Annotated in this window: 18 protein-coding genes and 1 pseudogene; 9 read left to right on the forward strand and 10 right to left on the reverse strand. The window is 39.7% G+C overall.

The window, feature by feature from the left end; all coding sequences use genetic code 11:
• Window positions 1–7 precede the first annotated feature (7 nt).
• Both ribF and murJ read right to left on the reverse strand, forming a co-directional pair.
• On the reverse strand, window positions 8–934 hold the full coding sequence (ribF, locus tag PSH48_RS14485; protein WP_024032277.1) for a bifunctional riboflavin kinase/FAD synthetase: 927 nt from the start codon (window positions 932–934) through the stop codon (window positions 8–10).
• 84 nt (window positions 935–1018) lie between these two features.
• Window positions 1019–2557, reverse strand: a complete 1539-nt coding sequence (gene murJ / locus PSH48_RS14490; RefSeq protein ID WP_443197872.1) for a murein biosynthesis integral membrane protein MurJ — start codon at window positions 2555–2557, stop codon at window positions 1019–1021.
• Window positions 2558–2851: 294 nt separating this feature from the next.
• Between murJ and rpsT the strand changes: the two genes are divergently transcribed.
• Window positions 2852–3112 carry a 30S ribosomal protein S20 gene (rpsT, locus tag PSH48_RS14495; protein ID WP_004588355.1) on the forward strand — a complete coding sequence of 87 codons (261 nt, stop codon included), beginning with the start codon at window positions 2852–2854 and terminating at the stop codon, window positions 3110–3112.
• Between the two features lie 111 nt (window positions 3113–3223).
• Here rpsT and PSH48_RS14500 read toward each other — a convergent pair whose 3' ends face one another.
• Complete coding sequence (locus PSH48_RS14500) at window positions 3224–3607, reverse strand: response regulator (protein WP_004588354.1); 384 nt, start codon at window positions 3605–3607, stop codon at window positions 3224–3226.
• A 102-nt stretch (window positions 3608–3709) separates the two neighbouring features.
• Between PSH48_RS14500 and PSH48_RS14505 the strand changes: the two genes are divergently transcribed.
• The 3 genes from PSH48_RS14505 (at window position 3710) to smrA (ending at window position 5210) form a co-directional block, all read left to right on the forward strand.
• The gene (locus PSH48_RS14505) at window positions 3710–4147 is read left to right on the forward strand and encodes a hypothetical protein (protein ID WP_138579986.1); all 438 of its coding nucleotides are present in this window, start codon (window positions 3710–3712) and stop codon (window positions 4145–4147) included.
• 106 nt (window positions 4148–4253) lie between these two features.
• Entirely contained in the window at window positions 4254–4499 is a 246-nt protein-coding gene (locus PSH48_RS14510; protein ID WP_083901815.1) for a hypothetical protein, read from the forward strand.
• A 129-nt stretch (window positions 4500–4628) separates the two neighbouring features.
• Window positions 4629–5210 (forward strand): DNA endonuclease SmrA, encoded by a 582-nt coding sequence (gene smrA, locus PSH48_RS14515; RefSeq protein ID WP_024032280.1) that lies wholly within the window; start codon window positions 4629–4631, stop codon window positions 5208–5210.
• Window positions 5211–5358: 148 nt separating this feature from the next.
• Here smrA and PSH48_RS14520 read toward each other — a convergent pair whose 3' ends face one another.
• A complete protein-coding gene (locus tag PSH48_RS14520) occupies window positions 5359–5499 on the reverse strand; it encodes a hypothetical protein (protein WP_024032281.1) in 141 nt (46 codons plus the stop codon).
• A gap of 96 nt (window positions 5500–5595) precedes the next feature.
• Window positions 5596–6516, reverse strand: coding sequence for a 2-hydroxyacid dehydrogenase (locus tag PSH48_RS14525; RefSeq protein ID WP_138579984.1), 921 nt, complete (start codon window positions 6514–6516; stop codon window positions 5596–5598).
• 162 nt (window positions 6517–6678) lie between these two features.
• Here PSH48_RS14525 and PSH48_RS14530 point away from each other — a divergent pair, with 162 nt between their 5' ends.
• Entirely contained in the window at window positions 6679–8385 is a 1707-nt protein-coding gene (locus PSH48_RS14530; protein ID WP_138579983.1) for a GNAT family N-acyltransferase, read from the forward strand.
• Window positions 8386–8749: 364 nt separating this feature from the next.
• Here the strand turns inward: PSH48_RS14530 and dapE are convergent.
• A pseudogene (gene dapE / locus PSH48_RS14535) lies at window positions 8750–9933 on the reverse strand (succinyl-diaminopimelate desuccinylase).
• Window positions 9934–10194: 261 nt separating this feature from the next.
• Between dapE and PSH48_RS14540 the strand changes: the two are divergent.
• The gene (locus PSH48_RS14540; protein WP_273611797.1) at window positions 10195–10848 is read left to right on the forward strand and encodes an OmpW/AlkL family protein; all 654 of its coding nucleotides are present in this window, start codon (window positions 10195–10197) and stop codon (window positions 10846–10848) included.
• 60 nt (window positions 10849–10908) lie between these two features.
• On the opposite strand, the gene PSH48_RS14545 is transcribed toward PSH48_RS14540, so the two are convergent.
• Entirely contained in the window at window positions 10909–11445 is a 537-nt protein-coding gene (locus PSH48_RS14545; RefSeq protein WP_004588346.1) for a thioesterase family protein, read from the reverse strand.
• A gap of 103 nt (window positions 11446–11548) precedes the next feature.
• Here PSH48_RS14545 and PSH48_RS14550 point away from each other — a divergent pair, with 103 nt between their 5' ends.
• Complete coding sequence (locus PSH48_RS14550; protein ID WP_054983023.1) at window positions 11549–12043, forward strand: hypothetical protein; 495 nt, start codon at window positions 11549–11551, stop codon at window positions 12041–12043.
• An 18-nt stretch (window positions 12044–12061) separates the two neighbouring features.
• On the opposite strand, the gene tyrR is transcribed toward PSH48_RS14550, so the two are convergent.
• The 3 genes from tyrR to bcsE all read right to left on the reverse strand — a co-directional run bounded on the left by tyrR (window position 12062) and on the right by bcsE (window position 17200).
• Window positions 12062–13618, reverse strand: coding sequence for a transcriptional regulator TyrR (tyrR, locus tag PSH48_RS14555; RefSeq protein WP_004588344.1), 1557 nt, complete (start codon window positions 13616–13618; stop codon window positions 12062–12064).
• 209 nt (window positions 13619–13827) lie between these two features.
• Window positions 13828–15408: a cellulose biosynthesis protein BcsG gene (gene bcsG / locus PSH48_RS14560; protein ID WP_138579251.1), complete on the reverse strand. Its 1581-nt coding sequence runs from the start codon at window positions 15406–15408 to the stop codon at window positions 13828–13830.
• A 169-nt stretch (window positions 15409–15577) separates the two neighbouring features.
• Window positions 15578–17200, reverse strand: a complete 1623-nt coding sequence (bcsE, locus tag PSH48_RS14565; protein WP_138579253.1) for a cellulose biosynthesis protein BcsE — start codon at window positions 17198–17200, stop codon at window positions 15578–15580.
• Window positions 17201–17314: 114 nt separating this feature from the next.
• Here bcsE and bcsR point away from each other — a divergent pair, with 114 nt between their 5' ends.
• Complete coding sequence (gene bcsR, locus PSH48_RS14570; RefSeq protein ID WP_055253153.1) at window positions 17315–17494, forward strand: BcsR/BcsP family cellulose biosynthesis protein; 180 nt, start codon at window positions 17315–17317, stop codon at window positions 17492–17494.
• A 31-nt stretch (window positions 17495–17525) separates the two neighbouring features.
• On the forward strand, window positions 17526–18239 hold the full coding sequence (gene bcsQ, locus PSH48_RS14575; protein ID WP_024032290.1) for a cellulose biosynthesis protein BcsQ: 714 nt from the start codon (window positions 17526–17528) through the stop codon (window positions 18237–18239).
• The last annotated feature ends 1 nt before the right edge of the window (window position 18240 follow it).

The raw sequence follows: 18240 nt of genomic DNA on the forward strand, positions 1-18240 counted from the left end.
CGGCTACCTAATTTAAACCAAAACACTGTTTTGCGGCGGCAACATCGGTTGCAATTTGTGCCGTTAACTGTGTTAATGTCTCGAATTTTTTCTCATCGCGAAGTTTTTTTATTAACTCCACGTGCATAAACTGTCCATATATATCTTGTGCAAAGTCAAAAAGATGAACTTCTAACAAAGCACGAGTTCCATTAAAAGTGGGCTTGTTACCAATATTGGCTACCCCATAAACGTGTTTTCCGGCAATGTTTGCTTTTACGGCAAACACCCCATTTACAGGGCAAACTTGGCGTTTAAGCGCTATATTTGCAGTTCGAAAACCAAGCTCTCGCCCTCTTTTCCAACCATGTATTACACGCCCTGAAATAGCATAATTATGCCCTAGCATTAACTTAGCATTTTCTAAGTCGCCTGCGGCTAATGCTTCACGTATTAGTGTGCTGCTTACTCTAGCATTTAATTGGCGAAAACTCGCGGTGCTTTTTACATCCATGCCCGCTTGTTTGCCCATACTGAGCAGTAAATTAAAATTCCCTTGGCGCTGTTTACCAAATTTAAAATCATCACCTACTGTGAGTGCTTTAACGCCTAGCTTTTTAATTAAAATATCACTAACAAATTGCTCAGCGTGCATATTGGCAAATTGTTGGTTAAAGCTAATACAAATAACCCGCTCAATACCTAAGTTACTTAGTAATCTGAGTTTGTCGCGTAACCGAGTAAGTCGAGCTGGCGCATTGTTTTTAGCAAAAAACTCTTGCGGCTGCGGCTCAAATAACATCACAGTACTGGGTAAGTTATGTGCTTTGGCATCTGTTAACAGCCCTTTTAATACTTCGCCATGGCCTAAATGCACACCGTCAAAATTACCAATAGTCAACACACAACCATAATGTTGCGCTCGAATATTGTGTATACCTCTAATTAACTCCATGCCACCTAATGCCTTTTTCAGCGAGTATTATTAACGACTTTAAAATCGTTCAAAACCACAGGGCTGCCGATTATAATCTTTTTTTTAGTTTGATTCAGTAGTTGCTACACTTTTTATCGTATTTAGTCTTACACCAAGTAAAAACAGCACCGCAAAGTAACTTATTGCAGCAATCACTAGCAATACAATTAACAACATTACTTGCTCATAAAAATGCCATGTAGCCCAATAATAAAGGCTGCTGACGTACCACGTTAAAGCGCCCATTACCAAGCTTGCTACTATGCACTTTACGCTAAAGCGCAGGCTCATTGCAGAAAACTGATACACGTTTTCTTTTTTAAGTTGCCTGTAAAGTAAAAAAGCATTGCAGCTGGCCGACATAGACGTTGCTAAAGCAAGCCCTAAATATCCTATAAACGGGGCTAACATAATATTAAATACCATATTAAGCACCAGCGTAATAATACCAATGCGCACAGGTGTTTTGGTATCTTGGCGCGAGTAAAAACCCGGCGCTAATACTTTAATAAGCATAAAGCTAACTAACCCTACCGAGTAGGCAACCACCCCTAAGCTTACCGCTTTAACATGATCAACATCAGCGTCTTTAAATGCACCGTGATCAAATAACACAGTAATGATAAGCGGGCTTATAACCATTAAACCAACCATGGCGGGTATGCCTAAAAAAATCACAAAACGCACACCCCAATCTAACGTATGCTGAAAATCACTGAGCTTTTTACTGCTATGCAATTTAGAAAGTGCGGGTAAAATAACAGTGGCAATACCAATACCAAATAAACCAAGTGGAAACTCAATTAACCTATCGGAGTAATAAAGCCATGCGATAGAGCCCGTCATTAATAGCGAGGCAATCATGGTGTCGAGCAGTAGGTTAATTTGGCTTATTGAAACACCAAATAATGCCGGTAGCATAAGCTTACGCACTTTTTTAACGTTCTCGTCTTGCCACGCCCAGCGAGGACGAGCCAGCATTTTTGCTCGGTATAAAAATGGTAACTGAAACAACAATTGCACCACCCCGCCCACAAATACACCAATGGCTAACGCATACGCCCCCACGCTAAATTTGTCGTGCAATAAAATGGCGCAGGTAATAATTGAAACATTAAGTAATACGGGCGTAAAAGCAGCCACTGCAAAGCGGTTATACACATTCATTACCGCACCGCTAAGTGCTACCAAACTAACAAATAACAAATACGGAAAAGTTAACTTTAATAAGGAGCTTGCCAGCACAAACTTTTCTGCATTGGGGCCACCTTGCCACCAATCTATAAACCAGCCAGTACCAAATAACGCGGCAATAACAGGCGAGGCAATAACGCCAAAAATAGTCACGCAAAGCAAAATAGTGCCCAGCGTACCGGCAGCCTGTGCTACAAATAACTTAACTTTATCATCGCCATGGTGTTCTTTAATTTCGCTAAGTACAGGCACAAATGCCTGAGCAAAGGCCCCCTCAGCAAATAGTCGGCGTAAAAAATTGGGAATACGGTTAGCAAACAAAAAAACATCAGCAGCTGCACTAGCACCTAATAAGTTTGCAACGACAGCGTCTCGTACTAACCCTAAAATACGCGATATCATTGTCATACAACTTACAATCATACCGGAGCGAAATAATCCTTTTGACACCTTAAACCTACTTAAAAACCTTTAGTTAGCGCAATTATGCCACAGTCTTTTTTATAAATCGCTTTAAAGCACTAGGCTGGGCGTCTGTGCTTTGTTACAATAGCGATATTAACTGCTAAAGCGGCAAATTGATGTTCGTTATAAGGAGCAGTTTTTCTTGAGTTGTTAAATTTAAATTGACATTCATGATAAAAACAGGCATATTCCACGGCCTTTAATTTAAGCTTTATTTAAGATTGTTAGGAGCAAACCTTGGCTAACATCAAGTCTGCAAAAAAACGCGCTATCACTAGCGAAAAAAACCGTCAGCACAACGCAAGCCGTCGTTCAATGATGCGTACTTACTTCAAAAAAGTAACCGCTGCTATTGAAGCTGGCGATAAAGAAGCTGCACAGCAAGCTTTCTCTGTTGCTACACCTATCCTAGACCGTTACGCAACTAAGGGTCTAATTCATAAAAACAAAGCAGCTCGTCATAAGAGCCGTTTAGCAGCTAAAATTAAAGCGCTATAATTTGTTTTATGATTAAAAAACCGGCCTAGGCCGGTTTTTTTATATCTAAAATTTGGTATTTAGCAATCCGCTAAACTTTAAGCTAATTTAACGCATTACTATTAAAGCTGGTTAAACGTTTTCCAAATCGGGATAAAACTTTTTCAACATGGCCGCAATTTTTTTAGGCGTAAATGGCTTAACCACAAATCCTTTAGCACCTTTATCAATGGCTTCTTTAACATTTTCTACTGCTGAATGGGCCGACACCATCACCACATTAGTTTCAGGGTTAATATCATTAATTTGCGCGATTAACTCTTTACCATCGCCGTCAGGCAGTTCAATATCTAAAAAAATCATATTGTAATTAGCTGCTTGGCACTCGCTAATGCATTGTTTAGCCGTTGAAGCCTCTTTAACGTTTTCTATTCCTAAGTGCATGAGCGTTTGGCTCAAAAAACTACGCACTGTGCTAACATCATCTACTATTAAAATTGATAGCTGCGTATCCATGTATCTTCCTCGTAGGCTAAAAGCATTGTATAAGTTATTATATAACTAGATATTTAATCATTTTATTATAGAGACCTACGCTCAAAAGGCCAGATTTGCTTTATGTCAAACAACACAAAAAAACAATCATTGCTTGGTAAAACACCACAAAAAAGAAAAAAAACTGTAAAAAAGCCCCGCAATAGGCCGCAAACAGCACCGCAATCTTCAGCTAACCCAACATCAACCCCAGCAGAGCAGCCTGTAAAATCTAAAAAAGGGTTACTTATTACGCTGGCTATCATTTTTGCCGTAGCCATTATTTTTCCAAAACCTACTTTGCTCACCTATAAAAAATTAGGGTTAGTGAGCGAAAGTATTTATTGGCCTGGGGTCTTTGGGTATGGCCGTACATTACTTGATTCAAACTTACACCCGCAGCTAGACGAGAAGCGCAATGCCCTTTATTTATGCGCAGATATGAAGGCGCCGCAAAGCTGTCAAAAGTACCAACTAATAAAAAATAATGGCTTTTTTGCAGCACTAGCTAGCTACATTTAGCATTAAAAAAACTAATCTGAAAATTTAAAATTACTTGGTTGAAAGGTGTGCAAAAGATCAACATAATGGCGCTCCTTTTTTCAACAACTGAACTATTGAAACGACCATGCTAAACGAGCTAGATTGGCTTTTAAACACTGTATTACTTGCACTAGGTTTAGGTGCATTCTTTATTAACCACATAACAATACTGCGTGTTGCAGCGATTAGTGCATGTGGTCTGTTATTTTTGTCTTTTAGCTTGGATTTAATGTCGTCGAGTGTTATTTCGAATATGAGTTTAGTGTTGATCAATACATTTTACTTGTTCAAAGTATATACGTTTGGACAATTTAATGTAACGCAGAGTTAACATTTCTCCTTAGAATATTTTATAGCCCAGCCTTGCTGGGCTTTTTTATTTGAAAAAATTAAAAGGCTTGGGGAACAGATTGAACTAAGATAAGATTTATCTCGTATTAATCCTCATTTAGGTCTTACTATGTCTTTATCTGATTTCGATTTATTTTTATCTTCTATGGAAGATGTAAAACCTATAAACCACGATACTGTAACTCCCCTTGCAAGTAATCCCAGTGCCACTCTTGCCCAACAAGAAAAACGCAAAGCTGCCGAGCTTAGCCTTGCAAATGACGAAAATTACTTACAATCTGAGCATGTAGAGCTTTTAGACCCGCATGCATTACTCAGTTTTAAAAAAGATGGCGTACAAAGCGCAGTATTTAAAAACTTACGCTTAGCTAAATACCAAGTTGATGCCACATTAGATTTGCATGGCCAATTACTTAAAAACGCACGCACAACATTATTTAACTTTATTACTGATTGCCACCAGCGAAACATTCGCGTTGTATTAGTTCGCCATGGCATTGGTATAAAAAATAAAGCTAAGCCCGGTATACTAAAGAGCTATGTTAATAAGTGGCTACAGGCTCTACCCGCGGTATTAGCGTATCATACCGCTTTAAAGCACCATGGTGGCAGTGGCGCAACATATGTGTTACTTAAAAAAAGTGATGAGAAAAAGCATGAAAACCGAGAGATCCATGCTAAACGGTACTAATTAACTTATTTTACTAAATACCAGTAACGAAGCGCACTTTAGTAATTAAATGGCCTAATGAAAAGTGGGTACTCTTTAATGATCTGGCTTTATTAAGCCAAAAACAAATTAATAGAGCCCACTTTTTATAATGTGTCTACAAGTGCACTTATTCACTTTGTGAAGTTTGTGAACTTTTGCTTTGTGGCACTTGATCGGCACTTGCTTGGTTAAACCAAGCAGACACGCCTAGCACTATAATAGAAACCACTACTAAACTTAGTTTTACTCCGCCTTGACTTGATTTCATACGTTACTCTTATTATTTTTATTTTAGTGACTAAACTTCACAATAATTAAAATTACAAATGTTAACAAGCTGTTTGTTAAACTGTTTTGCTATCTATTAATAACCTTTTGTTCTATTAACCCGATTATTTAATGTAAGGCCGCTTTTTAGGCGATTAATATTTTCTGCAATTTGCGCTGTTACGCTATTTAAATCAGATAACGCGGCGCAGTGTGGTGTAATCGTTATTTTAGCGTTATGCCAAAATGGGTGGTCGTGCGGTAGCGGCTCTTGGGTAAATACATCGAGCGTGGCAGCCCTTAACATTTCACTGTTAAGTGCGTTTATTAAATCTTGCTCTACTAGGTGCTCTCCTCTGGCAACGTTAATTACACAGGCATGGGCCGGTAACTTAGCTAATAAATCGGCATTAATAATACCCTTAGTATCTTTTGTTAGCGGCAGTAGGCATACCAAGTAGTCAATTGTAGGCAGCATTTCATTAAGGCCTTGCTGCTGAGAATATAGACGCACCTGCTCATCGCTTTTTTCAGTTTTTGACCAAGCGCTTACCGTAAAGCCATTCAGGGTTAGTTTTTTGGCGCACGCTTTACCTAGCTCACCAAACCCTAAAATACCCACGTGATTAAATTTATATGCGCGCTTAGGTTTATAATTGCATTGTGATTGCTTAACAAAATACTCTTTTAAACGCAGCTTGTGCGCAAGTACATGGCCTAGCACGTACTCTGCCATATCTTGAGCAAGCTCAGTATCAACAATGCGAACCACGTCTACCTCTTTAGGCAATAAAGACATATTAATACTATCTACACCCGCCCCAAACGATGACACCGCTTTTAAGTTAGGTAATTGCTGCCACAAATCATCTGGTGCATTCCAGGCTAATACAAACTCTACATTGTTGAGCTTTTTACACTCTGGCCATTGCATTATCTCTTCATTGGGTAATAGCTCTTTTAGCTTTGCAATTAGCTTTGTATTATCTCGCCCGGTAATGGCTACTAATACCGACATAGAAGCTCCTAATTTTATTAAATAAATTTTATCTACACTAATAAACAACTGAGCAGCTCGTTATGTGCTCTTTAAAAAGTCACACAACTGCAAAGTAAATGTCACACCCTTTTTTTACTCTAAACAGGATGGTGAATAGGCCAAATTGTAAATGAGGTTAATATGATAAGCGTTGATAAAGTAATAGCAGCAAACTTACCACAATTAGAGAACTCCCCTAAAGTAAAAGGTTTAGTTAAAAAGGGGCTAGGCTACTTATTACATGAACAAGAATTTGTCGCCTTTGGCGATGCTTACCCCCATTTACAAGGGCTAGAGTTTGTTGAACAAGTGCTTGATGAGCTTGACTTTGATACCCGCTACAAACCAAAACAAATTGAAAACATACCCAGCGAAGGTAAGTTGGTTATTGTGGCTAACCATCCCATTGGCTCGCTCGACGCACTTGCGCTGATAAAAGTACTTTCCAGCGTTAGGCAAGATTTAAAAGTGGTTGCCAATCGCATGCTAATGTCGGTCACCCCTATGCATTCATTGCTGTTGCCAGTAGATAATTTATCGGGAACCAGTAAAAAACAAGAATTAAGTAATATACAAAGACACTTAAAAGATGAAGGTGCGTTACTTATTTTTCCTGCGGGAGAGGTCTCGCGTTTAAGCCCTACCGGTATTAAAGATTGCAAGTGGAACAGTGGCTTTTTACGCATGGCTAAAAAAGCAAACAGCCCTGTTTTACCTATTTATATAAAGGCCAAAAACAGCCCGCTTTTTTATGGCACCTCAATGATTTACAAACCACTTGCGAGCTTATTATTAGTAAAAGAAATGTTTAAGCAGCGACAAAAGTCATTAGAGTTTGAAATTGGTGCTTCCATTCCGCCTGAGTCATATTTAATCGAAAACTTAAAAGATAAAGAAATCGTTAATCTCATTCGCAAACAACTTTATCGCCTTACCACTAAAAAGCCCCTTCCTCTTAAAACCCAAACCCCTATTGCAATACCTGAGTGCCGCAAAGAGCTTAAAAAAGCCATAGAGAGTTGTCAGTTATTAGGTAAAACACAAGATGGCATGCATATTCATTTATACCAGTACACTGGTAGCTCTCCAGTGTTTAGAGAGCTTGGACGACTGAGAGAAATTGCCTTTAGAGCGGTAGGTGAAGGCAGCGGAAAACGCCGCGACATCGACAAATATGATATGGATTATCAACACTTAGTGCTATGGGATCCTACGCAGCTAGAATTAGTGGGTGCATATCGCCTTGCTTGTGCAAAGGAAATAATAGAGAAACATGGCCGAGAAGGCTTATACACCGATAGTTTATTTAGTTACACACAAGCAATGAAACCGTATTTAGAGCAAGGTATAGAACTTGGCCGCAGCTTTGTGCAACCTAAATATTGGGGGCGTAAAAGCTTAGACTACTTATGGTACGGTATTGGCGCATTTATTAAAAACTACCCGCAATATCGTTACTTATTTGGCGCGGTGAGCGTTTCTAACGCCTTGCCTGAACAGGCAAAAGCCATGCTCGTGCATTACTATCAACATTATTATAAATCAGAGCAACACCTCGCCACCCCCAATAACGAGTTTAAATTAAGCGAGCAACAACTCACTCAGTGTGAAACTGTTTTTAGTGGCAACGATGTAAAAGAAGACTTTGTAGAATTAAAACATGTACTGGCCAATATGGGGGCACAAGTTCCTACGCTATTTAAGCAATATACTGAGCTGTGCAAGCCTGGCGGCGTAAAGTTTTTAAGCTTTAGTATCGACCCCGACTTTAACAACTGTATTGATGGGTTAGTGCTGGTAGATTTACAAAACGTAAAAGAAAATAAAGCCAAGCGCTATTTAGGTTAGGGCGTGTTGAACTTTACGGATTGAAATTTGTTCAATCTAGGGGCGATTTAATCGCGGCGCGAGGTTTGTAACCTAGTGGGCTCGATAACTGCTCCTGCGTTATTCTAATGACTTACATCCCTGTAAGAATAAGTAAAAACCGAGCAACAAAGAGTTTATCGCCCCTAGGCAGAACCCGAAGGGCAGCGCATGTTTGGCATTTATGCTGCGTTATCGCCTATTTATGGGGAATAACCACACTTCATAGGCTCTGCCTTGCCTAAAAACCAAACATACTGCTGCAAACTCAATCATTAAAGATCAACACGCCCTACTCAAACAAACAGCGAGGTGATTCTCGCTGTTTATTTTTATTGTGCGATTACTATTTATGGCTAAAAATTCGCGCTAATAAGTCTGTGTAAATGGCCTCAATTTTAAGTAAATCATCAACCGGAACATGCTCGTTTACCTGATGAATAGTACTATTTTTAACGCCGCACTCAATAACTTGGGTATGCTGGTTTGCAAAAAATCGCCCATCAGAAGTACCGCCACTGGTACTTAACATGGGGTAACTCCCTGTTTGCGCATAAATGGTGTGCTCTAACTGCTGCAATAAACTCCACCCGTTTGTTGGTGCCGTATAATAGGGCTCACACGCTCGCTCCCATTCAACCTCAAGGTGCTGGGCGTATTCACTCAGCGCCGCTGATATACAGTGCTTTATTGCATTGCTTGTATAACCATGGCTATATCGCACATTAAAGGTAATTTCGCATTCACTAGGCACTAAATTATCAACAACATTATTTATATTAATGCCGGTCACTTGCAAGGTGGTTTTAGAGCTTGGCTCATCGTCAGGCCATGTTAAATTACTTAAACAATTTACAATATTACCCGCAATATGCGCAGCATTTATAGTGTTCTGTGGGTAGGCAACATGTCCGGCCTTGCCGTGTACTTTTATACGAGAAGAAATAGCGCCTCGGCGGCCATTTTTAATTGTATCGCCTACGTATGTAGAGCTTGTCGGCTCACCAACAATACAGCCATCAAGTTGTATATTATTTTTTGCTAAACGCGCGGCTATTACTTCTGAGCCAAATTCGGCCTCTCCTTCCTCATCGGAGGTAATAAGCCAGTAAAAGCGCCCTTTTTTACTTTTAGTCTCTTTTAATAGTGCCTTAGTAGCACCAAGCATAGCCGCCACACCGCCTTTCATATCGGCAGCGCCGCGACCATACACGGCATTATTAATATATTGCCAGCAAAAGGCGGGCTTAGCCAGTTGCCCGACTCGGCAGGCACAACATCAATATGCCCAGAAAACGCAACACATGGTCCTTCTTGTTCAAAACTAACGTAGGCAATTAAATTGGTAACGCCTTCACAAATAAACTGCTCACAGTTAAAGCCAAGCGCAGTTAACTCATTGCTAAGCCAATCTATGGCACCGCCTTGATTAGGCGTTACAGACTCAAACCTAATAAGCGTTTGCGTATTTTTTACCACCGCGCTTAAAGGCTTACTTACACTGTTTTGCGATACTTTTGCAACAGACATAACAACACACTCAATAACCATAAGAAAGATTATTAAAGCGCGAGAATATGACCAAATAATGGCAAAGTTAATACAGTGCGATGACCGTTAAATACATAGCTGTGTCAATTAATTAAAATACTTTTTGCACTGACTTTAATCTAAATCAAGAAAAGGGTTCACATACTTCAAACATTTTTGAAACTTTGATCTAGAACAGGTTTTCAACGCTCGGAGATTGTAATAATAGCGTCAATCAAAAAGTAGTTATTGGAGCACAACATGAAAACCCAAATCAGCATTGCATTACTTACCTCTTTACTTGCTATTACCCCTGCAGCGCACGCTAACCTTAGCGTTAATGTTGGCGCTATTAATGTAAATCCAGATAACAGCAGCTCGGCAATTAACGAAGCGCCAACCCTGGGTCTAAAAGGCGACTCTGACACGCAGCTAGGTATTACAATCGATTATGCATTTAACGATAAGTGGGTGGTAGAGCTTATTGCCGCTACGCCGTTTTCGCACGATGTAAATGGCGCGGGTGGGTTAGCTGGCAATAAAATTGCCGACATCAAACAGCTTCCGCCATCATTGGTTGCGCAATACCACTTTTTAGATACAAGTTACGCGCTACGCCCGTTTATTGGTGTAGGGTTAAATTACACCACCTTTTTTGACGAGCAGCCTTCTCAAGCGCTAAAAGCAACCCTAGGCACTGACGATGTTGAAGTAAAACTCGATGATTCGTTTGGCTTTATTGCACAAGTAGGCGCTAACTATAAAATCGATCAACATTGGGGGCTACATGCCATGGTATCAATCATTGATATAGATACCGATGCCACAGTGTATGCAAACGGTGCAAAAGCCCTTACATCAACCGTTGAGCTTGACCCTGTCGTTGCCATGTTTGGTGTAAGGTATAGCTTTTAATTAAGTTTGCAGCGCCTATGTTCTATGTGTTTAAGGCCGAAAGGCCTTATTTTATGAAAATTATTTAGGAAGGTTATTCACCTTTTTTTGCTCAAGCATTTCTTTCCAGTGCATAATTTCGCTTGGTAAAATAGGCGCTACACCATCAAACTCGGCTACTTCAAGCATTTCTTCAATACTGACAATGCCTTTTTTGTTTTTAAACACACCGCGCACATACGCTATAGCGTGCAGGCCACGCGCAGAATGAAACTTTTGTTCAATGTAAAAATATTTATGATCCCACCCCACCAGCTTGGTACTAATGGTATAACGCTGCATAGGTTTAATATCGCGAATATAAGTTATGGCTGTAGCATTAACAATAGGAAACCAACGGCGCTTCATTACTTGTTTTAATAGACCAATTCGCTCAATCATCCAAGTGCGCGACAAGTCCATCATAGCCAAATAACGCGAGTTTGTTAGATGCAGGTTTATATCGCAGTCTGTTGGCAGTGCTTTGTAATCAATATCGACAGTGTCAAGTAACTGTTGGTAGTCGCGGTTGCGCTTAATTTTAAAAAATAATAAAAGAAGTCTAATATATAAGTTCACGAGAAGGTCTTACCAGTATAAAGTTAACTCAGTGTAACATAGCCACTTGTTAAGGCGAATGTTCTGTTTTAATCTCAAATTATAAATATAAAAAAGTCATAGTATGAAATATAAATTAGCGACACTTTTCACAACCAGTTTATTATGCATTAGCACCTGCGCACTAGCCGATTTTACAATTAAAGGCCCAGGTACGGTAACTTACCCAACAGGTATAGAAAAAACCTTTAATTTTGGCTTTGCATGGCAGCAGCAGCTTGGCAAATTTTCGATAGGTAGCAAAAGCTACGATATGTCGCAATTACCTAACTCATACTCGGTAGCAATCACTTTAGCTAAAGACGATAGCCAAGTGTGGGTACAAGAGTTTAATAATGGCTTTATTGAAGCGTTTGATTGGCAAATAGGTAAACATACTGTCAGTTTAAAAAAGCAGCAATTTAAAGACCCCGTAAAAGGCAATTACGTGATTGAGCTGAATGGCCGCAGTTACTTTTTTACTCGTAATAACGCAAGCATAGTGATTAATTTTGATGAAAATGGCATAGAAACTATCGCCATTGATGGGGTTACTAAAAACATGGGCACTAAGAGCTAGTGCCCAGTAAGCCGGCTATTAAACTTTAACAGTTTTGCGATTAATACCGTAATCTCGTAGTTTATTTGCCACTGCAGTGTGGCTAAGCCCTAAACGCTTAGCTAATTGTCTTGAGCTTGGGTAAGCCGGATACAATTTGCGTAGCAAGGTTGCTTCAAAACGTTTTACAGCTTGATCTAACGACCCTTCAAAATCTGACTCTAAGTAGCCTAAATCGTGGGTAAATGTGGGCAATTGCAAATGCTCTACACGTAGCTCGCTATCATCAAGTAACGACACCGCCCGATAAATTGCATTTTCTAGCTGGCGCACATTACCTGGCCACGGGTACTCTTGTAAAAAGCGTAAGCACTCTTGTGATAAAAGCGGAATTGCGTGGCCGTTTTGCTGTGCGTACTTTTGAATAAAGTGCTCGGCTAATGGGCCCACATCAGCTTTACGGTCTCTCAGTGGTGCAATCTCTAATGTGAGTACATTAATTCGATAGTATAAGTCTTCTCTAAATACGCCCTCTTGCACCATCGCGGGTAAATCTTTTTGTGTGGCTGCAATTATACGCACGTTTACTTTTACTTCGTTTTCGTCGCCCACTTTTCTAAATGTGCCGTCTTGCAAAAAGCGCAGCAGCTTTGTTTGTAGCTGTGTAGACATTTCGCCAACTTCATCTAAAAACACAGTACCGCCATCTGCTTGCTCTAGGACCCCGCGTTTAGGTGCGGTGTTTTCTTCATATCCGGCGTAACCAAATAATTCAGATTCAGCCACATCATCGGGCAAAGATGCGCACGAAAGTGCAATAAACGGCTTAACCGAACGATTAGAGGCATAGTGGCACGCACGAGCAAGGAGCTCTTTACCTGTGCCAGTTTCTCCGGTTATTAAAATGGGGGCTTCTAGCTGCGACATTTTTCGTGCTTCGCGCACTACACGGCGCATAGCAGTACTAAAGTTGTGAATAGTTGCAAAGCTTTCTTGCCCGTAACGTCTAAAGGCACTGACCTGCTGACCAAGGCGGCTTTGCGATTTTATATTTATAACCGCACCAGCTAACACGTCACCTTCACCACCTTGCGGGACGGCAATCGGTAAAATATCGGCAATAAAGTCTTCACCGGCAACATCTACCCGGGTTGTTTGTCCAAGTACTTCTTTGCCTTCTAACCAACGCGTAAAGTTAAACCCTTTTAGTAGGTTATTAATATTGGCCCCTACCACTTCTTTTTCGCTCAACTGTAGGTCTTTACAGGCAGCGTCGTTACACAAACGTACCCACCCTTTTGCGTCAATCGAGATAACGCCATCGGGAAGTGCACGCAGCAGTGTATTTAATTCGTTATGCTCTCGCTCAGAGGGTAAAAAGGCGGTTGTGCGAACATCATGTACGCCATCAATCAAACGAATAGAAGGCATAATTTTTTGAAATTGCTCAAATTCAATTTCAGGAAAGCTTACATACATACGGCAATTTACCGAATCAACCTCAATCCCTTTTAAGTCAACATCGTAGTTTACTAAAATATTTAGGATCTCTTGGGCAATACCTACACGGTCGGCACAATGAATATCTAGACGCATACATCCTCGAATAAGGAAAAACTATATTAGCCGAATAATACGCTAACTCCGTTATTCAATACAGTAAATTGTAAACAAATTTGGACAAGCCATCGTCTTTATCACTGTAAACTCACGCCTATAAACATCAAACTGTAATAACGTGCAGCTTAAAACTAAAAAACGCAGCGTGTAAGCTGCGTTTTAAAAGGGGTCGTGCAAATATGCTATTAATTTTGCGGGTATGGGGTCCAGTCTCCGCCATCTAATTGAATATAAGGGCGCTTATTAACATACATCATTATTGTGTCAGCGTTTTCGGCTACTTTAGGTGCACGAGGCAGCGTATCAACTAAGTCGGCAATATTGCCATTACCTGCAAAAAAGTTTGTGCTAAGCACGCCACTAATTAGCTCCGATAAACCAAAGTAACTTGTTGATTCGCTTACAAGCGCTTGTGAATAGCTTTGTACATTTTTACCAATAAACTTAATCGCCACCGGAACAGATACAATACTTGGGCTTGGTATCTCACGAAGCCCAGCAAACTGCACTTTATCGCCTTTTAATGCTGCGCCGTGTTCAGGTACTATCATCAGCATGACATTACGACCACGTTTTTCTAGGTTTTTAATAAACCCGTTAATATCGTTAAATAAGTTTTTATGTCTAATTGGGTAACTTTCAAGGCTACTCATGCGGGCTTGATTCGCTAGTTGATTGCCATCATGCAAACTGGTGGTGTTGTAATACATAGCACATGGCGCGCAGTCTTCACCTTTATCATTTAACCATGAGTTTAGTACTGCCCCGTCTGAGTAAATAGGTTTGTTGTCAAACCCGTATTGAGCTACAGGTAAGTTAGTTATATCGTAAGGCTGCTCATCTATTTTACCAAACTTTTTCACCAAACCTTTAAACTCATCAAAGTGGCCGTCGTGGTTCATAACCACATTGCTTTTGTAACCTAAGTTTTCTAAATTTTTAAACAAATGACACTGCTCTGGTGCATTTTCAAATAAGGCAGTTTGGCTTGTTTGACCACAACTTGCTCGTAGAAGGCGAATTGCAGCAGGCCCAGAGTAAGAAGTAGCCGAATTAAAATCAGAAAACACCACATCAAAATCGCTATATAAATCATCAAGGCTTACGCCAATAGCCTCTAGATCAGCCACGGCCATCGAGCAAATATTTAGTACTATGACATCAAATAACTCGCCATTATATTGCTGAGGGAACTGGCTTGCTAGCAAACTTTGTTGCTGATAAAACTCTTTTAATTGCTGATCAGGCGATTTTGCTTCTTGTGTTACCACCTGTGCTTGTGCACGAGGCGCTGCTGTTTGAACATTATTAGCCGCCACTGGCTGTGTAATTAAATTATCCTCGTTGTTTGTCCCCTGCCAGGCTACAAACATAAGCCCAACTATTGTTACGGTGGTAAAGCGTATCCACTGTGAGCAATACCAAAAGCACACAGTAATAACAAACAGTGCCAATAACATATCAACATTAATGACACGCGCCATGAGCTCTAAAAAGTAGCCAAAGCTAAAGTCTTGCACGTTACCAGCTTGGCGTGTTAAACGGTCTATAGGGGGCAACCACGAATCTTTATAAAGTAAAACAATGGCCATTACTGCGCCTAACCAATGTTTGGCTTTATTTAGTAAAGGGTGCGTGTAAGAAATAGCAAAAAAAGCAGCCAGCGCAGCATTTGCTAATAAGCCAAAGTCGATTGCACCATAATAAAAAAGTGCAAACTTAACTAAAAAATAGAGGTTCCACACCCCTAAGCCTGATAATTTCACTATTTACCCTTCTTTATTCTATTTGGTTTGTAAGGTTCGAGTACTTCATGTTTAAACGTAAGCTGAGCATAGTATTTTTTTATTTTTTTCAGTATCAACGACCCCGACATACATAAAAATACGCCAACTAGCATCGCTAAAATTGCTGTAATCAATAATTGATTGATACTCATACGTTACTCTTTATGGCCATTTTAAACGGCACAGCATCTGCGCGCTCGTTTTTAGTAAACTCTGGTGTTTCTAAATCAGCTGCAACACTTGCATCTATTTTTTGCGAAAATTTATAGCTTTCATTCTCTTTTAATTGGGCAGAGTAATCGGTTATATCTTGGCCCGCATAATAACGCCTAAGCTGTTTACATTCTTGCTGAATATAAAAATGATCGGAAATAATATTTTGCTGCGCAAAAAAATCGTTTGTTTCTAATTTAAACAAGTGCTTTATCGCATTGTTTACATCATTTTCGCGACACGCATGTAAATACAAATACACGGTGTTTTCTACCAAACTGAATACGTCACCCTCTCGCTTTATATGAAATAAATGCAAAGGGTGGATTGGGTCAATCCGAGGCAAAAGCTCTAATTTAACTAACACCCCGCTTACCCCTAAATTTACAGCTGAGTCGCTGTGAACTTCTACCTGTTTGGTAAATTCTATAAAAGGCAGGTAACCTTTAGAAAAGGTATTTTCGGTAAATTGAAGTACATGTTCAATAGAAGGCGGTAACGGTCTTGAAAATTGAAACCCTTGAATTGACTGAACTTGTGAGAGCAACCTTGAAGGCTCTGAAAAACTATACAAAATAAGATTAACACCTAAGGTCAAAAATAAGCATTCATCTTGATGGCGGATCACCCCGTCAACGTTCTGAATCACTAATTTAAGCCAGCGACCACAGTTTTTTCTCAGCTCAAAACATTGCTTGGCAAGCAGGGCTAAATCGGTATAACGCGAAACTGCAAATACCAATGTTGCCGCCTCTAATTTAGGGCCTTTTGAAAAAAGCGCATTGTTGTCTTTTATTATTTTATATTTTGCAGGAAGCTTGGTCCCTTCAGGAATAGCTCCTTGTACAATCCACACGTCGTCTTCATCTGCAAATACACCCGATGTTGAGGTTTGTTGTTCCGTAATACTATTTTGCTGCACTTTAAAGCAGCCATTTTCAATCATTAATGGATACTGTACAGAGGCGATGATACCTGTACTGTGATGCCAATAATCGTACTCTAGTACGCGCACTGTGGAATCATTCTCAACATATACTAACCCGTCGAGGTCCGAATTTAACCGCCTTAATAAAAAGCGATAGTTAGTCACCTCAGGGCCTGAAACTAAAAATAAGACAGTTGCTCCTGATTGTGTACTAAATTTTTTATAGGCCTGAACACTTTGCATCAGTTGCTTTTGATCCAATGAAGCTAAATCAGTCGTACTAAAGTGAACAATGACTAATGCGTTATTTAGCTGTTTATAAGCATTTAGCTCTTTTAGGGTATTGTTAATTATTTGTTGCTTTGGCCAGTCGCGCGTATCTGCCGAAAACCTAAACGGATGCACTTTGTGTTGGTCAAATGCATGATTTAATGCATCGCTAAAAGGACCTTCAAAAAATGTTTCTATTTGAGAAGAAACAATATAAATATCAGAGACTGAGGGGTTATTAATTGCATGTAATGCCAGTTCAGTAGCAAAATTGTCTAAAGGGGCTAAAATTGCATATAACGATGCAGGTTTTAGCTCTGCAGCAGAGGGCTGCAAGCCTGAAATGTTAAAGTTTTGCACTGAATTTAGCCTATAAAAAATACTTTTTTACTAGTTTTACCCGCTATTCTATATATAATAGACAAATATTGTCCACTTTAAATAAAAATAATAAACTTTAGCACAAAGGCAACAATGCGTAATTTAACGACAAAAAGCTCTGAAACCTTAACATCAAATGACATTGAGAACCTTGCACGACGTTTTGGCGGCAAAAGTGAAGATTACGTTGAAATTGTTAATAAACAAAAAAATAAACAAACAATAAAAAAATATGCATTACTGAACGAAATACACCGTGCAGTAAATGCGTAAGTAGTAATTGAAACGACAGGTAAACAATCCTTTGCAAAGAATTTTTCTAAAAGGCATTAAAGGCGGCACTGGCGCTACTTCTATGGTTGCCAACTTAGCCTGCGTATTAAAAAAGTCGGGCTCTGACGTTATCACTATAGATTTAGACTCTAAAAGCGATTTGGGCCTGCACTTTGGCCTGCCTTGGCAGTACAACCAAGGCTGGAGTAACGAGCAGGACTTTGAACAAGCCCTTGAGCACTTTCATCAAGATAGTGATGGCATAGTGTTTTTACCTTTTGGCGATAAAAGTGTTAGTACCGCAGCGTTATTCGATTTTATAAACAATTGCAATAAACTGGATTATAACAATAATGCTTGGCTTCTTTTTGATTGCCCTGCACATATTGATATCACCCACTATCCGCTCGATAAAAACGACATAGTGATTGAAATAGTTAATTGTGATGCTATTTGCCACAGCTTAATTTATAAAAAACTACAAACGTTAAAACACACTGACAACCAGTGGAAACACTTCTTTTTAGTCAATCGTTATAACTCTGCATCAACACTTGAGTTTGACCTGTTTTCTTTATGGCAATCTACCTTGCCGCTTATGGCACCCTTTTTTATAAATAGTGATGAAGTAATTAAAGAGTCTACAGCCTATAGAAATGTAGCGCTTAATTGTGCGCCTTACAGTGTTGCTAACGATGACTTTGAAACACTTGCCGGCTGGCTTGTAAGTAAATCGGCCCTGTAGT

The sequence above is a fragment of the Pseudoalteromonas sp. Angola-4 genome, from assembly GCF_028599265.1.
In the GTDB taxonomy this organism is placed as follows: Bacteria; Pseudomonadota; Gammaproteobacteria; order Enterobacterales; family Alteromonadaceae; genus Pseudoalteromonas; species Pseudoalteromonas atlantica.

What these genes read in the sequence shown, in the direction of transcription:
- ribF (WP_024032277.1), bottom strand. Translation starts at nt 934, where the DNA reads ATGGAGTTAATTAGAGGTATACACAATATTCGAGCGCAACATTATGGT.
- murJ (WP_443197872.1), bottom strand. Translation starts at nt 2,557, where the DNA reads ATGACAATGATATCGCGTATTTTAGGGTTAGTACGAGACGCTGTCGTT.
- PSH48_RS14500 (WP_004588354.1), bottom strand. Translation starts at nt 3,607, where the DNA reads ATGGATACGCAGCTATCAATTTTAATAGTAGATGATGTTAGCACAGTG.
- PSH48_RS14505 (WP_138579986.1), top strand. Translation starts at nt 3,710, where the DNA reads ATGTCAAACAACACAAAAAAACAATCATTGCTTGGTAAAACACCACAA.
- PSH48_RS14510 (WP_083901815.1), top strand. Translation starts at nt 4,254, where the DNA reads ATGCTAAACGAGCTAGATTGGCTTTTAAACACTGTATTACTTGCACTA.
- smrA (WP_024032280.1), top strand. Translation starts at nt 4,629, where the DNA reads ATGTCTTTATCTGATTTCGATTTATTTTTATCTTCTATGGAAGATGTA.
- PSH48_RS14520 (WP_024032281.1), bottom strand. Translation starts at nt 5,499, where the DNA reads ATGAAATCAAGTCAAGGCGGAGTAAAACTAAGTTTAGTAGTGGTTTCT.
- PSH48_RS14525 (WP_138579984.1), bottom strand. Translation starts at nt 6,516, where the DNA reads ATGTCGGTATTAGTAGCCATTACCGGGCGAGATAATACAAAGCTAATT.
- PSH48_RS14530 (WP_138579983.1), top strand. Translation starts at nt 6,679, where the DNA reads ATGATAAGCGTTGATAAAGTAATAGCAGCAAACTTACCACAATTAGAG.
- PSH48_RS14540 (WP_273611797.1), top strand. Translation starts at nt 10,195, where the DNA reads ATGAAAACCCAAATCAGCATTGCATTACTTACCTCTTTACTTGCTATT.
- PSH48_RS14550 (WP_054983023.1), top strand. Translation starts at nt 11,549, where the DNA reads ATGAAATATAAATTAGCGACACTTTTCACAACCAGTTTATTATGCATT.
- tyrR (WP_004588344.1), bottom strand. Translation starts at nt 13,618, where the DNA reads ATGCGTCTAGATATTCATTGTGCCGACCGTGTAGGTATTGCCCAAGAG.
- bcsR (WP_055253153.1), top strand. Translation starts at nt 17,315, where the DNA reads ATGCGTAATTTAACGACAAAAAGCTCTGAAACCTTAACATCAAATGAC.